We start from the raw sequence: 16849 nt of genomic DNA on the forward strand, positions 1-16849 counted from the left end.
CATCACGGCTTAAGGTCAAGTTATTCAAGCCGACCCAATGCATCGATGGTCGCGCTTCCCTAAGTCATGAGAGGACATTATTTGTCTACTTCTAACGAGTTGATCAGTGCGAAAGCCGCTACCGGCATTGCGGGTCTGGATGACATCCTGGCCGGTGGCTTGTCTCGCGGGCATGTGTTTCTGCTGGAGGGTGAACCCGGAACCGGCAAAACCACGGTCGCTTTGCATTTTCTCCTGGCCGGCGCGAAAGCCGGCGAGCGCTCGTTGTACATCACGCTCTCGGAAACCGAGCGCGAGCTGCGCCAAGGCGCGCTGTCCCACGGCTGGACGCTCGACGAGAACATCGAAATCTTCGAGCTGACGCCGCCGGAAAGCCTGCTTAATGCTGAACACCAGCAAAGCCTGCTGTATTCCTCCGATCTGGAGCTGGGCGAAGCCACCAAGCAGATTTTCGAAGCGGTCGAGCGTTTCAAACCGACCCGCGTAGTGCTCGACAGCCTGTCCGAGATCCGCTTGCTGGCGCAAAGCTCTCTGCGCTATCGCCGGCAGATTCTGGCGATCAAACATTACTTCGTCCGCTATAACGCGACGGTGGTGCTGCTGGACGATCTCACCACCGAATCCCTTGATAAAACCGTGCACAGCGTTGCGCACGGGGTGATCCGCCTCGAGGAACTGACGCCCGCCTACGGTGCCGAGCGTCGCCGCGTGCGCGTGGTCAAGTATCGCGGGCAGAAGTATCGCGGCGGTTTTCACGACTTCACCATTATGGGTGATGGCGTGCATGTGTTCCCGCGGCTAGTGGCGGCGGAGCATCGCGGCGAGTATGCGCGGTTGCAACTGTCCAGCGGCATCGAGCAAATGGATGCACTGCTTGGCGGTGGCATCGAGACCGGTTCCAGCACGCTGATCCTCGGTCCTGCCGGTACCGGCAAGTCGCTGATCTCGATGATCTTCGCCGCGGCGGCTGTGCGTCGCGGCGAAAAAGCTGCGCTGTTCATCTTCGACGAAGAGCTGGGCCTGCTATTCGAGCGCATGAAGAACATCGGTATCAACCTCAAGGAGCTGCAGGCCACCGGCAATCTGCTGATCGAGCAAGTCGACGCCGCCGAACTGTCGCCGGGCGAGTTTTCCCATCGCGTGCGCCGTTGCGTCGATGAAGGCGAAATCAAGACCGTGGTGATCGACAGCATCAACGGTTACCAGGCCGCGATGCCGGAAGAGAACGCGCTGGTCCTGCACATGCACGAATTGTTGCTGTACCTCAATCGTAAAGGCGCGGCGACGTTCATGACGGTCGCCCAGCATGGCCTGGTCGGTGACATGCAAGCGCCGGTCGACATCACCTATCTGGCTGACACCGTGGTGCTGCTGCGGTATTTCGAAGCGCTGGGCAAAGTCCGCCGCGCGATCTCCATCATCAAGAAACGCACGGGCAGCCACGAATCGACCATTCGTGAATTCCGCATTTCGAAGGGCGGCATGACCATCGGTGAACCGCTGGAAGCGTTTCAGGGCGTGCTGCGTGGCGTCCCCACTTACCTCGGCGCGAACAATCCGCTGCTTCAGGAAGACAGCTTGTGAATCTCGAGGTGCCACTGGCCGAACGGGCGCTGATTCTGGCGCCCCTGGGTCGCGACAGTCAGATTGCGCTGAAGATTCTCAATGAGGCCGGTTACGGTGGCGTCGTGACCCCTGCCCTCGGTGAGTTGTGTACGCAGCTCGAACTGGGCGCAGGCTTGTTACTGGTCGCCGCCGAAGCCTTGCGCGGGCCTGAAATGGAAACGCTGTTCGCCTGGCTGGAGCAGCAACCGGCGTGGTCGGATCTGCCGATCATTCTGCTGACCCACCACGGCGGTCAGGAACAGGGGCCCTCGTCGCGCCTGAGCGATCTGCTCGGTAATGTCACTTTTCTCGAGCGCCCTTTTCATCCTGTCACCCTGGTCAGTATGGTTTCGGCCGCACTGCGCGGGCGGCGACGACAATATGAAGCGCGTGATCGCCTGATCGACCTGAGCGAAAGCGAACGGCGCCTGCAATCGACCCTCGAAACCCTTGAGCAGCAGGTCGAAGAGCGCACCGCGCAGCTTCGTCACAACGAAGAAGCGTTGCGCCAGTCGCAGAAAATGGAGGCGGTCGGCCAGCTCACCGGCGGCATCGCGCACGACTTCAATAACATGCTCACCGGGATCATCGGCAGCCTCGAATTGATCCGTCGGCGCCTGGCCCGTGGGCGCACTGAAGACCTCGACAGCCTGATCGATCTGGGCGTGACCTCAGCCAACCGCGCCGCCGGCCTGACCCATCGTCTGCTGGCGTTTTCACGTCGCCAGTCGCTGGACTCCAAAGCCGTACAGATGAACACCCTGGTGCTGTCGATGGGTGAGCTGTTGCAGCGCAGCCTCAATGAAAGCATTCAGCTGGAGATGCGCCTGGATGAAAACCTCTGGGTCGCCGAAGCCGACCCCAATCAACTGGAAAGCGCCCTGCTCAACCTGGTGATCAACGCCCGTGACGCCATGCCCGACGGCGGCAAGCTGGTGGTCGAGACCAGCAATCAGGTGCTGCATCGCGATTTCACCGAGGCCTACAGCAATCTCGAGCCCGGTGACTACGTGATGCTCAGCGTTACCGATAACGGCTGCGGCATGCCGCAAAGTGTCATGAGCCGCGCATTCGATCCTTTCTTCACCACCAAACCGATCGGCCAGGGCACAGGTCTGGGCCTGTCGATGATTTACGGGTTCAGTAAACAGTCGCGCGGCCATGTTTCGATCGACAGCGAAATCGATCAGGGCACCACGGTCAAACTTTACCTGCCGCGTTTTCGCGGTGAAGAACTGGTCGTTGACGACCCCAACGTTGAGCATTCTCCGGATGCGCTGGACGGCGAAACCGTGCTGATCGTCGAGGATGATCCAGCGGTGCGCGTACTGGTCTGTGCGGTGCTCAGTGAGTTGGGTTATGCCTACGTAGAGGCTGGCGACGCCGATACCGCATTGCCGATTCTCAATTCGACGCAGCGCATCGACTTGCTGGTCAGCGACGTCGGATTGCCGGGCATGAACGGCCGGCAACTGGCGGAGGTCGGTCGCCAATATCGGCCCGGCCTGAAGGTGCTGTTCATCACCGGTTACGCCGAGCATGCCGCCGTGCGCGGCGGGTTCCTCGATTCCGGCATGCAGATGATCACCAAGCCGTTCACCTTCGATCTGCTCACCGCCAAGGTGCGCGAAATGATCAAGAACTGACTGGCAATCCACGGCCCGCGTGAGCAGGCCGGGGGATCAGGCCAGCAACTCCTGAATCTTTTCCTGCAATACATCAAGGTCGAAAGGCTTTTCCAGAATCGGTGCCTTGCTGGTGATCGGGCTACCGGTCTCGCGGATTTCCTGCGGATAACCACTGATGAAGATTACTTTCAGATCCGGGCGCAATTTCACCGCCGGTTCGGCGATCTGCACGCCGGAAATCCCGCCCGGCAAGCGAAAGTCGGTGATCAGCATGTCCAGGTGCGGCTTGCTCGCCAGAATCTCGAACGCCTGCTCTCCGTTTTCAGCCTGCAACACGCGATAGCCCTGCCCTGACAAGTAATCCGTCAGGACCATCAAGATAACCGGTTCGTCTTCGACGACGAGTACTACATCTTGTGCATCTACGCTCATGGGAAGCCTTTGTTCGGTCAATAGCTGCTGATACGACCGTACGGTCAATCAGAGGTTGCGTCGGATATGCCGTTTTCCTGGATTGGCAGACAAACGCGAAACAGGGCGCCTTCGTTGATTTCACTTTCGACGACGATGGAGCCGCCATGGGCGGCGACGATCTGCTCGGAAATGAACAGACCCAGCCCGAGCCCGGCCACTACCGTCTTGGCGGAAACCCGTTCGAACTGTTGGAAAATACGCTTCTGGTTTTCTTTGCTAATGCCGATGCCGTGGTCCTGGACTTCGATCCGCGCTTCATCGCCCTCACGATAGACGCGCACCTGGATCGGGCTGCGGCCGCCATAACGCAGGGCGTTGGTCAGCAGGTTCGACACCACTTGCTCGATGCGGAACTCGTCCCAATGACCTTCCACGGGCCCGAATACGGTCAACGACACTTCGGTCTCTGCGGCCTCGATCTGCTGTGCGAAGTTCTGTAACAGATTGCTCACCAATTGCACCAGATCGAAACGGCTCGGGCGGATCGACAATTTACCGGTACGAATGCGCGACACGTCGAGCATGTCTTCAATCAGGCGAATCAGGCTTTTGATCTGCCGCTCATCGCGATCGACCATCGCGTGCATCTTGTCGAGGGTGAACGCCGACGCGTTGTCGCGGGCCAGGTGCATCTTGCGCAGCTGGGTTTCGAGAATCAGGCCGTTGAGCGGCGTGCGCACTTCGTGGGCGACGATCGACATGAAGTCATCGCGCATGCGCACGGCCTGCTCGAGGTCCGCCTGGGTGCTTTGCAATTGTTGCAGCAACGCTTCCTGTTCGCGACGCGCCTGTTCCAGCGCTTCGAGCTGTTGCTTCAATGCTTTGCTTTGGCGATACAGATCGACGAACACGTTGACCTTGCTCTTCACCGCATGGATATCCAGCGGTTTATGCAGAAAGTCCACCGCCCCGCTCTCGTAGCCTTTGAACGCGTAGTTCAGTTCACGGCCCGCTGCGCTGACGAAAATGATCGGGATGTTCTTGGTTTTCTCGGTGCCGCGCATCAATTCGGCGAGTTCGAAGCCGTTCATGCCTGGCATCTGCACATCGAGAATGGCCATGGCGAACTCGTGCTGCAGCAGCAACGACAACGCCTCGTCCGCTGACAGGGCTTTGTAGACCGTGCGGTCTTCGCGCTTGATCAGCGCTTCGAGTGCCAGCAGATTCTCCGGCAGATCGTCGACGATCAGCAGTTTGGCTTGGATGTTACTTAGCATGCGATTCGTTCCAGCTCGACAAGCAGACCGCTGATGTCGTGAATGGGTAGGACATGATCCGGCTGCCGAATGTTCATTGCAGCCTGAGGCATGGTGGCGACCTGCGCTTCGTTGGGGTCCTGGACAATGGTCAAACCGCCGCAGCGCTTGATTTGCGCCAGCCCGCGCGCGCCATCGTGATTGGCGCCAGTCAGTAAAACCGCAGCCAGCGTTGGCCCGTAAACGTCGGCGGCGGACTCGAAGAGGAAATCGATCGAGGGCCGCGAATGGTGCAAACGGTCTTCCTGACTCAAGGAAAAGCTGCGGTCCATTTCAATCGACAGGTGATAACCGGGCGTGGCGAAATATACCGTCCCGGCTTTGATATCCTGCTTGTCGGCAGCCTCGACCACCGGCATTTGCAGGCGCCGGGCGAAGACTTCGGCCAATTGGCTGCGGCGCTCTTCGGGTAGGTGCAACACCACAATGATTGGCAATCTGAAGCCTCGGCGCAGCGGCCCGAGCAGGCTCAGCAGCGCCTCGACGCCACCGGCGGACGCTCCGACTACAACGGCCTCGACGCGAGGCAAAACCGCCGCTTCGTTCATGTTTTGCGGTAAATCCGTTCTTGCTTCACCAGCCCTTCGAACCGGTTGGCATAGTTGGAAAAGTCCAGCGTCTCTTTGCTGCCCAGCACCAGAAAGCCGCGGTGACACAGCGATTCATGAAACAAGCCGAAGGCCCGATCCTGGAGCTTCTTGTTGAAATAGATCAGCACGTTGCGGCAGGAAATCAAGTGGGTTTCGGAGAACACGCTGTCGGTGGCCAGGCTGTGATCGGCAAACGTCACGTTTTCGCACAGGGTCTTGTCAAAAATCGCGTAGCCATAGGCCGCCGTGTAGTAGTCGGCGAACGAACGCTGACCACCGGCCTGTTGGTAATTGGCCGTATAGGCGCGGACGTTCTCCATCGAGAAAATCCCCTGCTTGGCCTTGTCCAGCGAGCGCGGATTGATGTCCGTAGCGTAGATGATAGTGCGATCGAGCAAGCCTTCTTCGCGCAGCAGAATCGCCATCGAGTAGACTTCCTCGCCCGTGCTGCACCCGGCGATCCAGATTTTCAACGACGGATAGGTGCGCAACAGCGGCACCACTTCGTTGCGGATGGCGAGAAAGTGCGACGGGTCGCGAAACATCTCGCTGACCGGAATCGTCAGCAGCTGCAAAAGCTGCATGAACGCCGTCGGGTCGTGCAGAACCTTTTCCTGCAACGCTGAAATCGTCGCGCACTCGAACTGGCTCAACGCGTGGTGCACCCGGCGCTTGATCGAAGCGCCGGAGTAATCGCGAAAATCGTAGCTGTACTTGAGATAAATCGCCTCGATCAACAGGCGCAGCTCAATTTCGCTGTTTCGTTCGGCGGGTGTACTGCGTTCCACTAAATGCGTTCCATCTTCGGTAACCACACTCGAATCAGCGAGAACAGACGATCCAGGTCGATGGGTTTGGCCAGGTAATCATTGGCGCCCGCTTGCAGGCAGCGCTCCTGATCGTCCTTCATCGCCTTGGCCGTGACCGCAATGATCGGCAGCTTGCGCCAACGCGGATCCTTGCGGATTTCAATGGTGGCTTCGAAACCGTCCATTTCCGGCATCATCACGTCCATCAACACCAGATCGATGTCCTCGACTTCGTTGAGTTTCTCAATCGCTTCACGACCGTTACGGCCGATCACCACAACTGCGCCTTTGGTCTCCAGGGCGCTGGTCAGGGCGAAAATGTTGCGCACATCATCGTCCACCAACAGCACCTTGCGGCCCTCGAAGACTTTGTCGCGGCTGCGTGCGGTCTTGAGCATCTTCTGCCGTTCATGGGACAACTGCGATTCGACTTTGTGCAGAAAGAGTGTGACCTCATCGAGCAAGCGCTCCGGCGAGCGTGCGCCCTTGATGATGATCGAGCGCGAATATTTGCGCAGCTCGGATTCTTCGTCGCGGGTCAGGTTGCGCCCGGTGTAGACAATCACCGGCGGGAACGAGCAGATGTCCTCGGTGGACATGCGCTTGAGCAGGTCATTGCCGAGCATGTCCGGCAACTTCAGATCGATGACCATGCAGTCGTAGATCGTCGTGCGCAGCAGCTCCAGCGCGTCCTGGGCCAGGCCCACCGCGGTGATCTCGATGTCTTCGTCGCCGATCAGCCGCGCGATGCTTTCGCGTTGCAGATCGTCATCCTCGACCAGCAGCACGCGTTTGACCTTCTGCGTCAGCTTGGCTTCGAGACGGGCGAATACGTCTTTCAGCTCTTCACGGGTGGTAGGTTTGACCGCATAGCCGATGGCGCCCATGTGCATCGCTGCTTCGACACGGTCTTCGACGGAAATCACGTGCACCGGGATGTGCCGGGTGCCGGCATGTTCCTTGAGACGCTGCAGCACGGTCAGGCCGGAGTGATCTGGCAGGCGCATGTCGAGCAGGATCGCATCCGGGACGAACTCTTTGGCCAGGTCGTAGCCTTCGTCGGCACCGTGGGCGACCAGGCACTGATAGCCCAGTTCGTGCGCGAGGTCGTAAAGAATGTGGGCGAAGTTCGGTTCGTCTTCCACCACCAGAATGCAGCGGGTATCGAACGGAGCTTTGTCACGATCGTCGGCGAAACGCGGAATGTGTACCGGCGCCAGCGGTGACACATTCAGCGACGGCGCTGCAGGCGCAACTGGCGCAGGCGGTGTGAAGGTCAAAGGCGCCGAGGCCACTTCAGCGGACTCGCTGTATTGAGTTGGCAGCAGCAGCGTGAACACACTGCCCTGCCCCGGCGTGCTGCTGACGCTGATCGAGCCGCCGAGCAAGGTCGCCAGATCACGAGAAATCGACAAGCCCAGACCGGTGCCGCCGTATTTGCGGTTGGTGGTGCCATCGGCCTGGCGGAACGCTTCGAAAATGCTTTCCTGCTGGTCGGGCGCAATACCGATGCCAGAGTCGCGAACGATGAAAGCAATACGGTCGTCGGGCTGGCCGGCGATGGTCAGGCTCACCGAACCCTTCTCGGTGAACTTCAACGCGTTCGACAGCAGGTTCTTGATCACCTGCTCCAGGCGCTGGCGGTCGGTGTACAGCATGGTCGGCGCGCCCGGTTGCAGGTCGACAGTGAAGGCCAGCTGCTTGTCCGTCGCCAGTGGCTCGAACATGTTGCGCAGGCCTTCGGCCAGACGCGCGACGCTGGTGTTCTCGGGCAGCACTTCGAGCTTGCCTGCCTCGACTTTGGAGATGTCGAGAATATCGTTGATCAGGTTGAGCAAGTCGTTGCCGGCGGAATAGATCGACTCGGCGAACTTGACCTGTTCGGCGCTGAGGTTTTCCTGCGGATTCTCCGCGAGCAACTTCGCCAGAATCAGCGAGCTGTTCAACGGCGTGCGCAGTTCGTGGGACATGTTGGCGAGGAATTCGGACTTGTATTTGCTTGAACGCTGCAACTCTTCGGCGCGTTCTTCCAGTTGCACCTGGGCCTGATTGAGCTCGGTGTTCTTCTGGTCCATGGCATCGCGCTGCTCGGCCAGGGTTTGCGCCTGTTCGGCAAGCTGCTCGTTGGTCTGCTCCAGTTCGACCTGCTGGGTTTCCAGGTGCGCCTGGGATTCCTTGAGGATCCGCGACTGTTCTTCCAGCTCTTCGTTGGCAGTTTTCAGTTCTTCCTGCTGCACCTGCAACTCTTCGTTGAGCTGCTGGGTTTCGGCCAGCACTTCCTGCAGGCGCTGACGGTAACGCGCCGCTTCGATGGACGTACCGATGTTGCCGGCAATCAGTTCCAGCAAGTCGATGTCGCGCTGGTTCAGCGGGCGCAGGAAGCCCAGTTCGATCACGCCATTGACGCGCTCGTCGTCGCTGGTCGGCACCACCAGCACGCTGTGCGGCAAGCCTTCACCGAGGCCTGAGCTGACTTTGAAATAGTCGCTCGGCACCGAATCCAGACGAATCAGCCGCGCCTGTTGCGCCACCTGGCCAACGATGCCTTCGCCACTGAAGATCGCTTGTTCCTGTTCTTCCTGTTCGCGGGAGAACCCGTAAGTGGCCACGCGTTTCAGTCCGCCGTGCTCTTCGCGCACATACAATGCGGCCACGGCAGTGCCCAGGTACTGCGCGCAGAACTGCAGAATATTGCGCCCCAACAGATTCAGCGTCAGTTGCCCCAACACTTGCTCGGCCAGTTGCGTCTGGCCATTGCGCAACCATGCTTGTTTTTCCAGGCGCTCGGCACTGGCCTCTTGCGCCGCCAGGGTCGCGCTATAGCTTTGCGAAAGATTGACCAGATCACGACGACCGACATACGCCAGCAAACCGCTGATCACGCCGATGAACAGCAGGTAAAGGCTGATACTCCAGATCGTGGTACGTCGCACTTCTTCATTACGCGTGGCGCGCAATACCTGCTCGGTCTCGATGACGTCTTCGAACTGCTTGCGGATTTCGTCGGTCAGGCGCTTGCCGCGCCCGGCCTTGACCGCGCCGCGATAATCGCCGCTGCTGCGCTGCAGATCGATCATCGATTGCGCGTAATTGGCCCACTCCACCTGTAACGCCTGCAGGCGGCGCAAACGATCCGTCTGCACCGGGTTGTCGGCGGTCAGCTCAAGCAGGGTATTGAGCGCCACGGCGATGCGCGGCTTGGCGGTCTCGTACGGGTCGAGGAAATGCTCGTCACCGCTGAGCAGGTAGCCACGCATGCCGGTTTCCAGGTCAACGGTGAGTTTCACCGCTTCGTTGGCGTTATTGATCACCCGGTCGGTGTGCTCCACCCACTGGATGACCGACAACAGATAGGTGATCAGCGCCACGAAGAACACGGCGCTCAGGGCGCCAACGCCCAGGGGCAGGCTGATGTTGCGAATCAGGAGTTTGCGAAACCGTTGTTCATCAACCGAAGACGGAGAGGACATGAGGCAGCCTTGTCGAACTGTTGAAAAACGTGGAGTTTGCCCGAAAACCCCGGTCTGGATCCATTTTTCTCACGTTTTTGATGGCGTTTTCCTACATCCCCCTGCACCCGGGCGGCGCCAACCGCTATCCTGTCGCCACCCCGCTGCCCTGCGCTTTTTTTGTATCAGGCCGGGAACTTGTGGCTATGCGCCACTTACTCATGCAAGAGTCCGGCGATTCCGATCGACCGGTGTCCCCGCGTTTTTTTTGAGAGCCCTGCCATGTCCACCAACGCCCCCACCATCCTTGTCGTAGAAGACGACAACATCGTACGCATGCTTATTGTGGATGTGCTGGAGGAGCTGGAGTACCAGGTCGTTGAAGCCGATGGTGGCGAGCAGGCACTGGAAAAGCTCAGAGACGGCGGCCAGTCAATTGATTTGATGATGACCGATGTCGGCCTCCCCGATATCGACGGCAAAGAGCTAGCCCTGCAAGCGCGTGCGTTGCGCCCGACACTTCCGGTGTTGTTCGCAAGCGGTTACGCCGAGACGGTTGATGTTCCGCAAGGCATGCATATGATCGGCAAGCCGTTTTCCATCGACCAGTTGCGTGACAAAGTAAGACAGATAATTTTTGCCAATCCGCAATCAACTTAAACTTAGCGATATCGCCTCGTGGACTCGACACAACAACAATAACCTTCGAGACCTGCAAAACTACCTCACACAAACCTTGTTGATAACCACCCACTTAAAAAAGAGGATACGTCGAACTTACAAACCAACAACAAGCAGACTTATGAATATTAAACATGCGGTATTTTCCAATCCACGTCATTTATCTCGACCTACGCATGCCATAGACTCCCGGCGCGATCACTCTCCGAGTGATAATCGTGAGCGGGAAGAAGTCATTTATAAACTCAAACAACGCGTGTCGGATCTCGACCCTTCGCGAACTGTTACTTTGGCCGGTGCAACAATTTCTCTGGAACCGGGGTCATCCCTGGAAGATGCGCTGCTGGCAGGTCGGCAGCTGTTGCGAACATTGTCCGAACAAGCCTCCTTCAAAAAACTCTTGGCCACATTACAACTTTCCGATCGCTTCATTTTTGAGGTAACGGCTGAAGGCAAGATGAATGCAGTCAGCCAGAACAACACCACAGGCCTGGAAAACGCTTTCATACTCGCCCCGGATTTGAAAGAAGACCTGCAAACCCTGGTTGAAATGGCAGCGTTTACCGGTGGCAGGATTTCCAACGCCGAGCAGATTGATTTAACACAATGGCTGGCATTTCATGGTTTTCTGATTCCGCGCAACGCTCTCGAAGTTTCCCGCCTGGTCGCATTCATGACTGCCGCGCCCAAGCCAGGTCCAGTGTTTGGTAACTATCGGGACATGATCAAGGCCAGCGAAGGCAACACGGCCACGCTGTCGGCGGCGCAACGCGGCGAGTTTCGTAAACTCATTGTCAGTTATACAAAAGGCGAGTCATTACTGGAGCATCTGTCAGACCGTATTCTGGGTGGCCGGTCAGCGCCGTTCAAACGCTCCGAAGCCGAAAACATCATTGAGCAACTGGTCTCCAACCCGATCGCCGCTCACTGGGCGGACGCTTACGTGCGCGATCTGGGCTGGTATGGCGCGCAGCCGAATCAGCCACAGTCGGCAGCATCGCGCAAACAAATCATCCTGACCTCCCTATTGCTTGATCTCCATCCGCAAGTGGGTGAGCAAGAGCCGCGCAATCATGTGGCCGGCTTCGATCTGTATGCTGCCGAACATCTGGAACAGTCTTTCGCAGACATTCAGACCCGATTCGAAAATCACCTGATCGCACATCATCGAGTGAGCCAACGTAACGTCGCACTCGCCGCGCACTTATTACTGGCCGAGCCCGCACCGGAGTTTTTGGTCCCCCAACTGCCTGCCACGCTATTACTGGGTACACCACAATGCGTCGAATACTGCCGAATCGTAGCGGTGCATGAAATCATAGCGCCGGGCTCGACCCGCTCGATGTCTTACGCAAAGCTGCAACAGCTCTCGACACTGGAACCGGCGACCGAATCGCGCAAGAAACTCGATGCCCTGGCAGCGATAGACCCTGTCATCGATTGGGCATTGCTCAATAAAATCGTCTCGCCTGAAGAGGTCGAAAACTCCGTCCCCGAGGCCCTTAAAGTCGCCACGGATGCGTATGTGCGGCATGCCAGAACCCTTGCCGCAAATGCCGAAACATTGAAGCGCCCTCTGCCAACACGCAAAAGTGTCGCCTTGGACATTCTCAAGCACGTCGCCAAGGGTTGTACTTACCTTGAAAGTGACGTGCTTCAGCAGGTACGCAATGTACCGTTGGAAGACGCCTATAACTCGCTGCGCCTTTCTCCGGTTGAACTGCATATGTCCAACGACCTTGCGGCCGGCGACTGGGATCTGAAAAAAGGCGAAAGTATCTATAAAGCGTTTCCTGACCTGCTGCGCAATCTGGTTTCGCCCGACGGTGAATTCCACCGCCAGTTCAATCGGGCCTATGTCACGCATACACAAGCCATGCATACGCATCTGAAACAGGCCTTCTCGTTCCTGCCGCTGTCTGAACGGACTCGTTTGCTCAAGGGCAAGGTGACGATGTTCACAGTGAGACCCTCGGTCGCGAAACTTCAGGACATAACCACTTTGCCCGTCAATCCATTAGCGTCGGTGATTGACACGATCGTGAAGACGACTCAGCGTAAGCCCTCTGAAAGCCATAAAGAAATAGACGAAGCCAAAGGCCGCTACGGCGTGGTGATTTATTGCGAGTACGAGGGTCAGGGTTCATGTTACGAGCTACTCACATTGCACGGCGTCTGCCGTGAAAACACTCAAATGGCAGCGCTGATTCAGCAGGAGAATCTGCTGAATCCAAAGGTTTCCCCCGCAGGGAGGAAATACTCTGCGCCTGCTACAGTGCATCGATTACCCACGGATATCGAATGTTATACCCACGGGGTGACACCCGGTCTCGTCGCGTTCAGTTCGGGCATCATCGACAAAGTCGACGAGTTGCCCGCTGAGCCACCGTCGCAGATCAACGGTTACTATCAAAGTTTCTACTCCAGGGAGTTCGATCGCCTGGTGAACTTCGTGCTCAAGCACCGGCCGATAGCGACTTATGATGAACTGGTCAAAGAATGTTGGGGACAGACCCGGCTCGAGGCGTTGCGGATCAAGCGGGACAAGGATCTGGATACGTTCCTCAATGTGATCGTTCCGTTCAAGTCCTGTATCGAAGATTTGAATTCCGACGATATAGAACGACAGGTTCAAGGCGCCGGAGCTTGCGCTCTGGAAGCTGCAATGACCGTTCTGTTAGTCGTCGCTGCCATCGCGAAGATTGCCACCGTAGTCGCCACAGGCGTGAGTGTTGCCACAAAGGCCGGCAAAATCGCTTCGACAGGCCTTGGACTGGTAAACAGCCTGATCAACCCACTGGACGGGGCCACCGATGTACTGATCAAGGGAGCGAAGCTCTTACGTAAAGGCTGGCACAGCGGTTTGGCCGCACTTGAAGGCGCTATATACGATGCGCGGAAATGGACTGCAAAACCGGCCTACCACACACTTTCCACAGCGCTCGATACCGACACTCTCCGTCTGGGCACACGACACTATGCGCAGAGCTCCACCGACCTTTTCCAGGTGTGGGGCATACGCCACACGGATGAATGGTACGCCGTAAACCGTCTGGGCGAACCGTGGGGACCTCAATTGAGAGAGCTGAAAGTTGTCAATATCTTTCGCAACCCATTCAAGCGAGTAAAACCTTTCAGCTACACCCGCGGTTATCTTAAAAAAGCGATTCCTCACGCTAAAAGTAAAATCGACAACACGATTGCGTTGATCTCCGATGCCCGAAACGAGGACGTCAGAACCGTCCTTCTGCATGTCTTTGGTACTGACTCGAATGCGGCAGTCGAGCACATAACAAACGATCTGCGGAACATGCGCAGAGATCTCGACTTTGTCAGTCTTGAGAACATGATCTTTCGACCACCGGGCAGCGATGCCTATGCTGCGTTACAGCCTCAGGCCTATAAGCGCTGGCAAGCCGCTGTGTACTCAAATACCAAACTGGACGTCAACACAAGGACGTTCTTGTCCATTTACGCTGACAACCTGGATGAAATGTATGAAGTGGCGAAATTTGATGACGCCAGGATCGGCGACGTTCTGGTGCATGAAATGTCTCATGGTGCCCCAGGCACGCTTGACTTCTATTACGGAGATGCGGTTAAAGGTGCAAGCCCGGCGGAGTACGACGCCGTCGGTTTGTTAGAGTTCGCCAGAAACCCGCGCAAGGCGCATCCCAAAAATACGGCCAACCCTCATTTCCGCTATGCAAAAGTGGAGGACTTTCAGGAATTCGAGTCTATTACAACCTGGCCAGCAATCATCAAAGAGCACCCGGCACTGCTGAATGCCGAATCCTATGCATTGGCAGTGTCTTTGATCGATCAATACCGAACCAGCCCCAGTACTTTTCAGTTCAACCGTTCGGTTATCACCAATACGATCAATAACACCGCTCCCGGAGAGTTCCTTCCGGGCCCGCTTCTGCTTAACCTGGCCAAACCGGCCTTTTAAAACGCGAACACAGGTGCACTGCTGAGAAGAGGGGCGCAAACAACCATCACTGTGGTTTAATTGCGCCCTTTTTTTGCCGGCCCGGCTGATGCTCAGGACTGCCCTCATGAACCTGCCTTCCACCACCAAAGTCCTTGTCATCGGCTACGTCTGGCCCGAACCACGCTCTTCGGCGGCCAGCGGGCATGTCATGCAGATCCTCGAAACCCTCCTGCAGCAAGGCTGGGATATCACTTTCAGCAGTCCGGCCGGCCCTGGCGAGCACAAGGCTGATCTGGCTGCGCTCGGCATTCGTGAAGTGCCGATCGAACTCAACAACAGCAGCTTCGATACGTTCATCAGCGAACTGGCGCCGGATATTGTCCTGTTCGACCAGTTCATGATGGAGGAGCAGTTTGGCTGGCGCGTGGAAAAGCACTGCCCGCAAGCGCTGCGCGTGCTGGAAACTTCGGACCTGCAAAGCCTGCGGCATGCGCGCCATCAACAGCTCAAGGATCGCCTCAAGCTCGAACCTGAACAGAATGATTTCAGCGACGTGTTTGCGCCGGCCTTGGGGGATGAGTTCGCACTGATGGCGCAGAGCGATCTGGCCAAGCGCGAAATTGCTGCGTTGTACCGTTGCGATCTGAACCTGATGATTTCCGAAGTGGAAATCAAGTTACTGACCGAGCAGTTCGGCGTGCCCGCGCAATTGCTGCACTGGTGTCCGTTGATGATCGATCCGCCAGTAGCTGAGCCAGTCGCGATCGCCGAGCGGGCGAACTTTCTCAGCATCGGCAACTTTCGCCACGCGCCCAACTGGGATGCGGTGCTGTGGCTGAAAACCACGATCTGGCCGCTGATTCGCCAGCAATTGCCGCAGGCCCAACTGCATATTTATGGCGCTTATACGCCGCCGAAAGCCACGGCGCTGCACAACGCCAAAGAAGGCTTTCACATCATGAACTGGGCTGAAGATGCGTTGCAGGTGATGTCTGCCGCGCGGATTTGCCTGGCGCCGTTGCGTTTTGGCGCCGGCATCAAGGGCAAACTGGTCGACGCCATGCTTTGCGGCACGCCCAGCGTCACCACGCCGGTGGGCGCCGAAGGCATGCATGGCGAGCATGCGTGGCCAGGTGCAGTCACCCAGAGCGCAGTCGATTTCGCTAATCGCGCTGTCGCGCTTTACAACGATGAGACGCAGTGGCAGCAGGCCCGCTCGGCAGGTTACGCCCTGTTGACCGAGCGCTATTCACAGTCAGTGCACGGTCCGGCGCTGATCGAAAAACTCCGTTATTGCCAGGCAAACCTCGAACAACTAAGAGTTACAAACTTCACCGGCAGCATGTTGCGACATCACTCGCATAAAAGCACTCAGTACATGGCGCAGTGGATTGAAGCTAAAAACCGTCTCCCTCAAGAAACAACTGACATGTAAGCGGGAATATCTACACGACTTGCATTAAAAGCCATGTTGGCCAAACAACATTGAGCCGTTATAAAACATCCTGCGCGCGCTTTTCTATCAACTAAACAATCCACGCAGGATGTATTACATGGACAGTATCGAGAACTTTCAATCTTATCAATGGATGGCCGACGCGCCGCAGATTGACAATCTTTCGCTTTTTGAACTGACGCTGCCGGGCGCGCATAACGCCGGTTGTGACTGGGATGCAGCTTATGCACTGATACCCGGAAAAAACTGGCTGGCCTGTCAGGACGTCTCGTTCTATTCACAATTGAGTCGCGGCGCCCGCGCACTTGATCTTCGACTTGAATTTATCCCTGAAGCCCAAGGCCTGGCGCAATTCCGTTTTCAGCATAATGGCTACCGTTCCTCTCGCACACTTGAAAATCTGGTGCGTGACATAAAAGCTTTTTATGAAAGAAGTCGAGATGAATTCATCATTCTGGACTTTCATGAACTCGCCAATGGCAAAAAGGAATTCGATCATGCGCAGTTCAAGGCATTAATGCTGGAGCATCTCGGTGACCGGATGATCCCCGCGCAGAATCTTTATCTGACCTTGGGAGAACTTAAGGCAATCAGTCCGCTGCAACGCATCATGGTGGCCGCTCCAATGACCTGGGCAACCGACGACCATCGTTTCCAGCGCACGATCGATCACAAATGGATCAACCAGAAAACCGTCAGCACAAGCGATTTGCAAAGTTATATCGCCAGCGTGTTAAGCACCCCGATCAGCACGCTGCGCCCATGGTCCTTATCGGCGACCAGTTACACCGTGGGTGGTCCGCAGCGGATTCTGGATGCGCTCGACAACTGGTTCGATCCGAGCCAATCGGACTGGGCGAAGAAATGCCACATCATCAATTTCGACTTCATAAAGAATTCGAATCTGGTGCGCTTTTGCCTGACGGCCAATCTGCAGAAAGCCAGTGAGAAGTCCGCATAAACACCG

The 16849-nt window shown here is 57.1% G+C and carries 11 protein-coding genes; 6 read left to right on the plus strand and 5 right to left on the minus strand.

Going from position 1 to position 16849, the window contains the following annotated elements; genetic code table 11:
* Positions 1-81: 81 nt before the first annotated feature.
* Both J3P75_RS14480 and J3P75_RS14485 read left to right on the plus strand, forming a co-directional pair.
* On the plus strand, positions 82-1584 hold the full coding sequence (locus tag J3P75_RS14480; protein ID WP_434588957.1) for an ATPase domain-containing protein: 1503 nt from the start codon (positions 82-84) through the stop codon (positions 1582-1584).
* Positions 1581-3251 (plus strand): ATP-binding protein, encoded by a 1671-nt coding sequence (locus tag J3P75_RS14485; RefSeq protein ID WP_434707169.1) that lies wholly within the window; start codon positions 1581-1583, stop codon positions 3249-3251. Before J3P75_RS14480 ends, J3P75_RS14485 begins: the two co-directional genes overlap by 4 nt.
* Positions 3252-3287: 36 nt before the next feature.
* On the opposite strand, the gene J3P75_RS14490 is transcribed toward J3P75_RS14485, so the two are convergent.
* From J3P75_RS14490 to J3P75_RS14510, 5 genes are read right to left on the minus strand one after another with little or no spacing between them, the layout of a single operon-like run.
* Positions 3288-3665 (minus strand): response regulator, encoded by a 378-nt coding sequence (locus tag J3P75_RS14490; protein ID WP_016774860.1) that lies wholly within the window; start codon positions 3663-3665, stop codon positions 3288-3290.
* Between the two features lie 44 nt (positions 3666-3709).
* Positions 3710-4924, minus strand: a complete 1215-nt coding sequence (locus J3P75_RS14495) for a hybrid sensor histidine kinase/response regulator (RefSeq protein ID WP_090283326.1) — start codon at positions 4922-4924, stop codon at positions 3710-3712.
* Positions 4918-5511 (minus strand): chemotaxis protein CheB, encoded by a 594-nt coding sequence (locus J3P75_RS14500; RefSeq protein WP_434707170.1) that lies wholly within the window; start codon positions 5509-5511, stop codon positions 4918-4920. The genes J3P75_RS14495 and J3P75_RS14500 overlap by 7 nt, the downstream gene beginning before the upstream one ends.
* Entirely contained in the window at positions 5508-6341 is an 834-nt protein-coding gene (locus J3P75_RS14505; protein ID WP_090283324.1) for a CheR family methyltransferase, read from the minus strand. The genes J3P75_RS14500 and J3P75_RS14505 overlap by 4 nt, the downstream gene beginning before the upstream one ends.
* Entirely contained in the window at positions 6341-9832 is a 3492-nt protein-coding gene (locus tag J3P75_RS14510; RefSeq protein ID WP_434707171.1) for a response regulator, read from the minus strand. The genes J3P75_RS14505 and J3P75_RS14510 overlap by 1 nt, the downstream gene beginning before the upstream one ends.
* Positions 9833-10093: 261 nt before the next feature.
* On the opposite strand from J3P75_RS14510, the gene J3P75_RS14515 reads away from it, so the two are divergent.
* The 4 genes from J3P75_RS14515 (at position 10094) to J3P75_RS14530 (ending at position 16843) form a co-directional block, all read left to right on the plus strand.
* A complete protein-coding gene (locus J3P75_RS14515) occupies positions 10094-10471 on the plus strand; it encodes a response regulator (RefSeq protein WP_434707172.1) in 378 nt (125 codons plus the stop codon).
* Between the two features lie 142 nt (positions 10472-10613).
* Positions 10614-14444: a hypothetical protein gene (locus J3P75_RS14520; RefSeq protein WP_434707173.1), complete on the plus strand. Its 3831-nt coding sequence runs from the start codon at positions 10614-10616 to the stop codon at positions 14442-14444.
* Positions 14445-14550: 106 nt separating this feature from the next.
* Positions 14551-15861 carry a glycosyltransferase gene (locus J3P75_RS14525; protein WP_434707174.1) on the plus strand — a complete coding sequence of 437 codons (1311 nt, stop codon included), beginning with the start codon at positions 14551-14553 and terminating at the stop codon, positions 15859-15861.
* Between the two features lie 118 nt (positions 15862-15979).
* Positions 15980-16843: a phospholipase gene (locus tag J3P75_RS14530; RefSeq protein WP_434707175.1), complete on the plus strand. Its 864-nt coding sequence runs from the start codon at positions 15980-15982 to the stop codon at positions 16841-16843.
* The last annotated feature ends 6 nt before the right edge of the window (positions 16844-16849 follow it).

It is taken from the genome of Pseudomonas sp. R1-1 (assembly GCF_051132135.1).
Taxonomy (GTDB): domain Bacteria; phylum Pseudomonadota; class Gammaproteobacteria; order Pseudomonadales; family Pseudomonadaceae; genus Aquipseudomonas.

Bases quoted from the DNA above. Each gene is read 5' to 3' on its own strand.
- J3P75_RS14520 (WP_434707173.1), top strand. From the start codon at position 10,614: ATGAATATTAAACATGCGGTATTTTCCAATCCACGTCATTTATCTCGA.
- J3P75_RS14495 (WP_090283326.1), bottom strand. From the start codon at position 4,924: ATGCTAAGTAACATCCAAGCCAAACTGCTGATCGTCGACGATCTGCCG.
- J3P75_RS14530 (WP_434707175.1), top strand. From the start codon at position 15,980: ATGGACAGTATCGAGAACTTTCAATCTTATCAATGGATGGCCGACGCG.
- J3P75_RS14515 (WP_434707172.1), top strand. From the start codon at position 10,094: ATGTCCACCAACGCCCCCACCATCCTTGTCGTAGAAGACGACAACATC.
- J3P75_RS14510 (WP_434707171.1), bottom strand. From the start codon at position 9,832: ATGTCCTCTCCGTCTTCGGTTGATGAACAACGGTTTCGCAAACTCCTG.
- J3P75_RS14490 (WP_016774860.1), bottom strand. From the start codon at position 3,665: ATGAGCGTAGATGCACAAGATGTAGTACTCGTCGTCGAAGACGAACCG.
- J3P75_RS14525 (WP_434707174.1), top strand. From the start codon at position 14,551: ATGAACCTGCCTTCCACCACCAAAGTCCTTGTCATCGGCTACGTCTGG.
- J3P75_RS14500 (WP_434707170.1), bottom strand. From the start codon at position 5,511: ATGAACGAAGCGGCGGTTTTGCCTCGCGTCGAGGCCGTTGTAGTCGGA.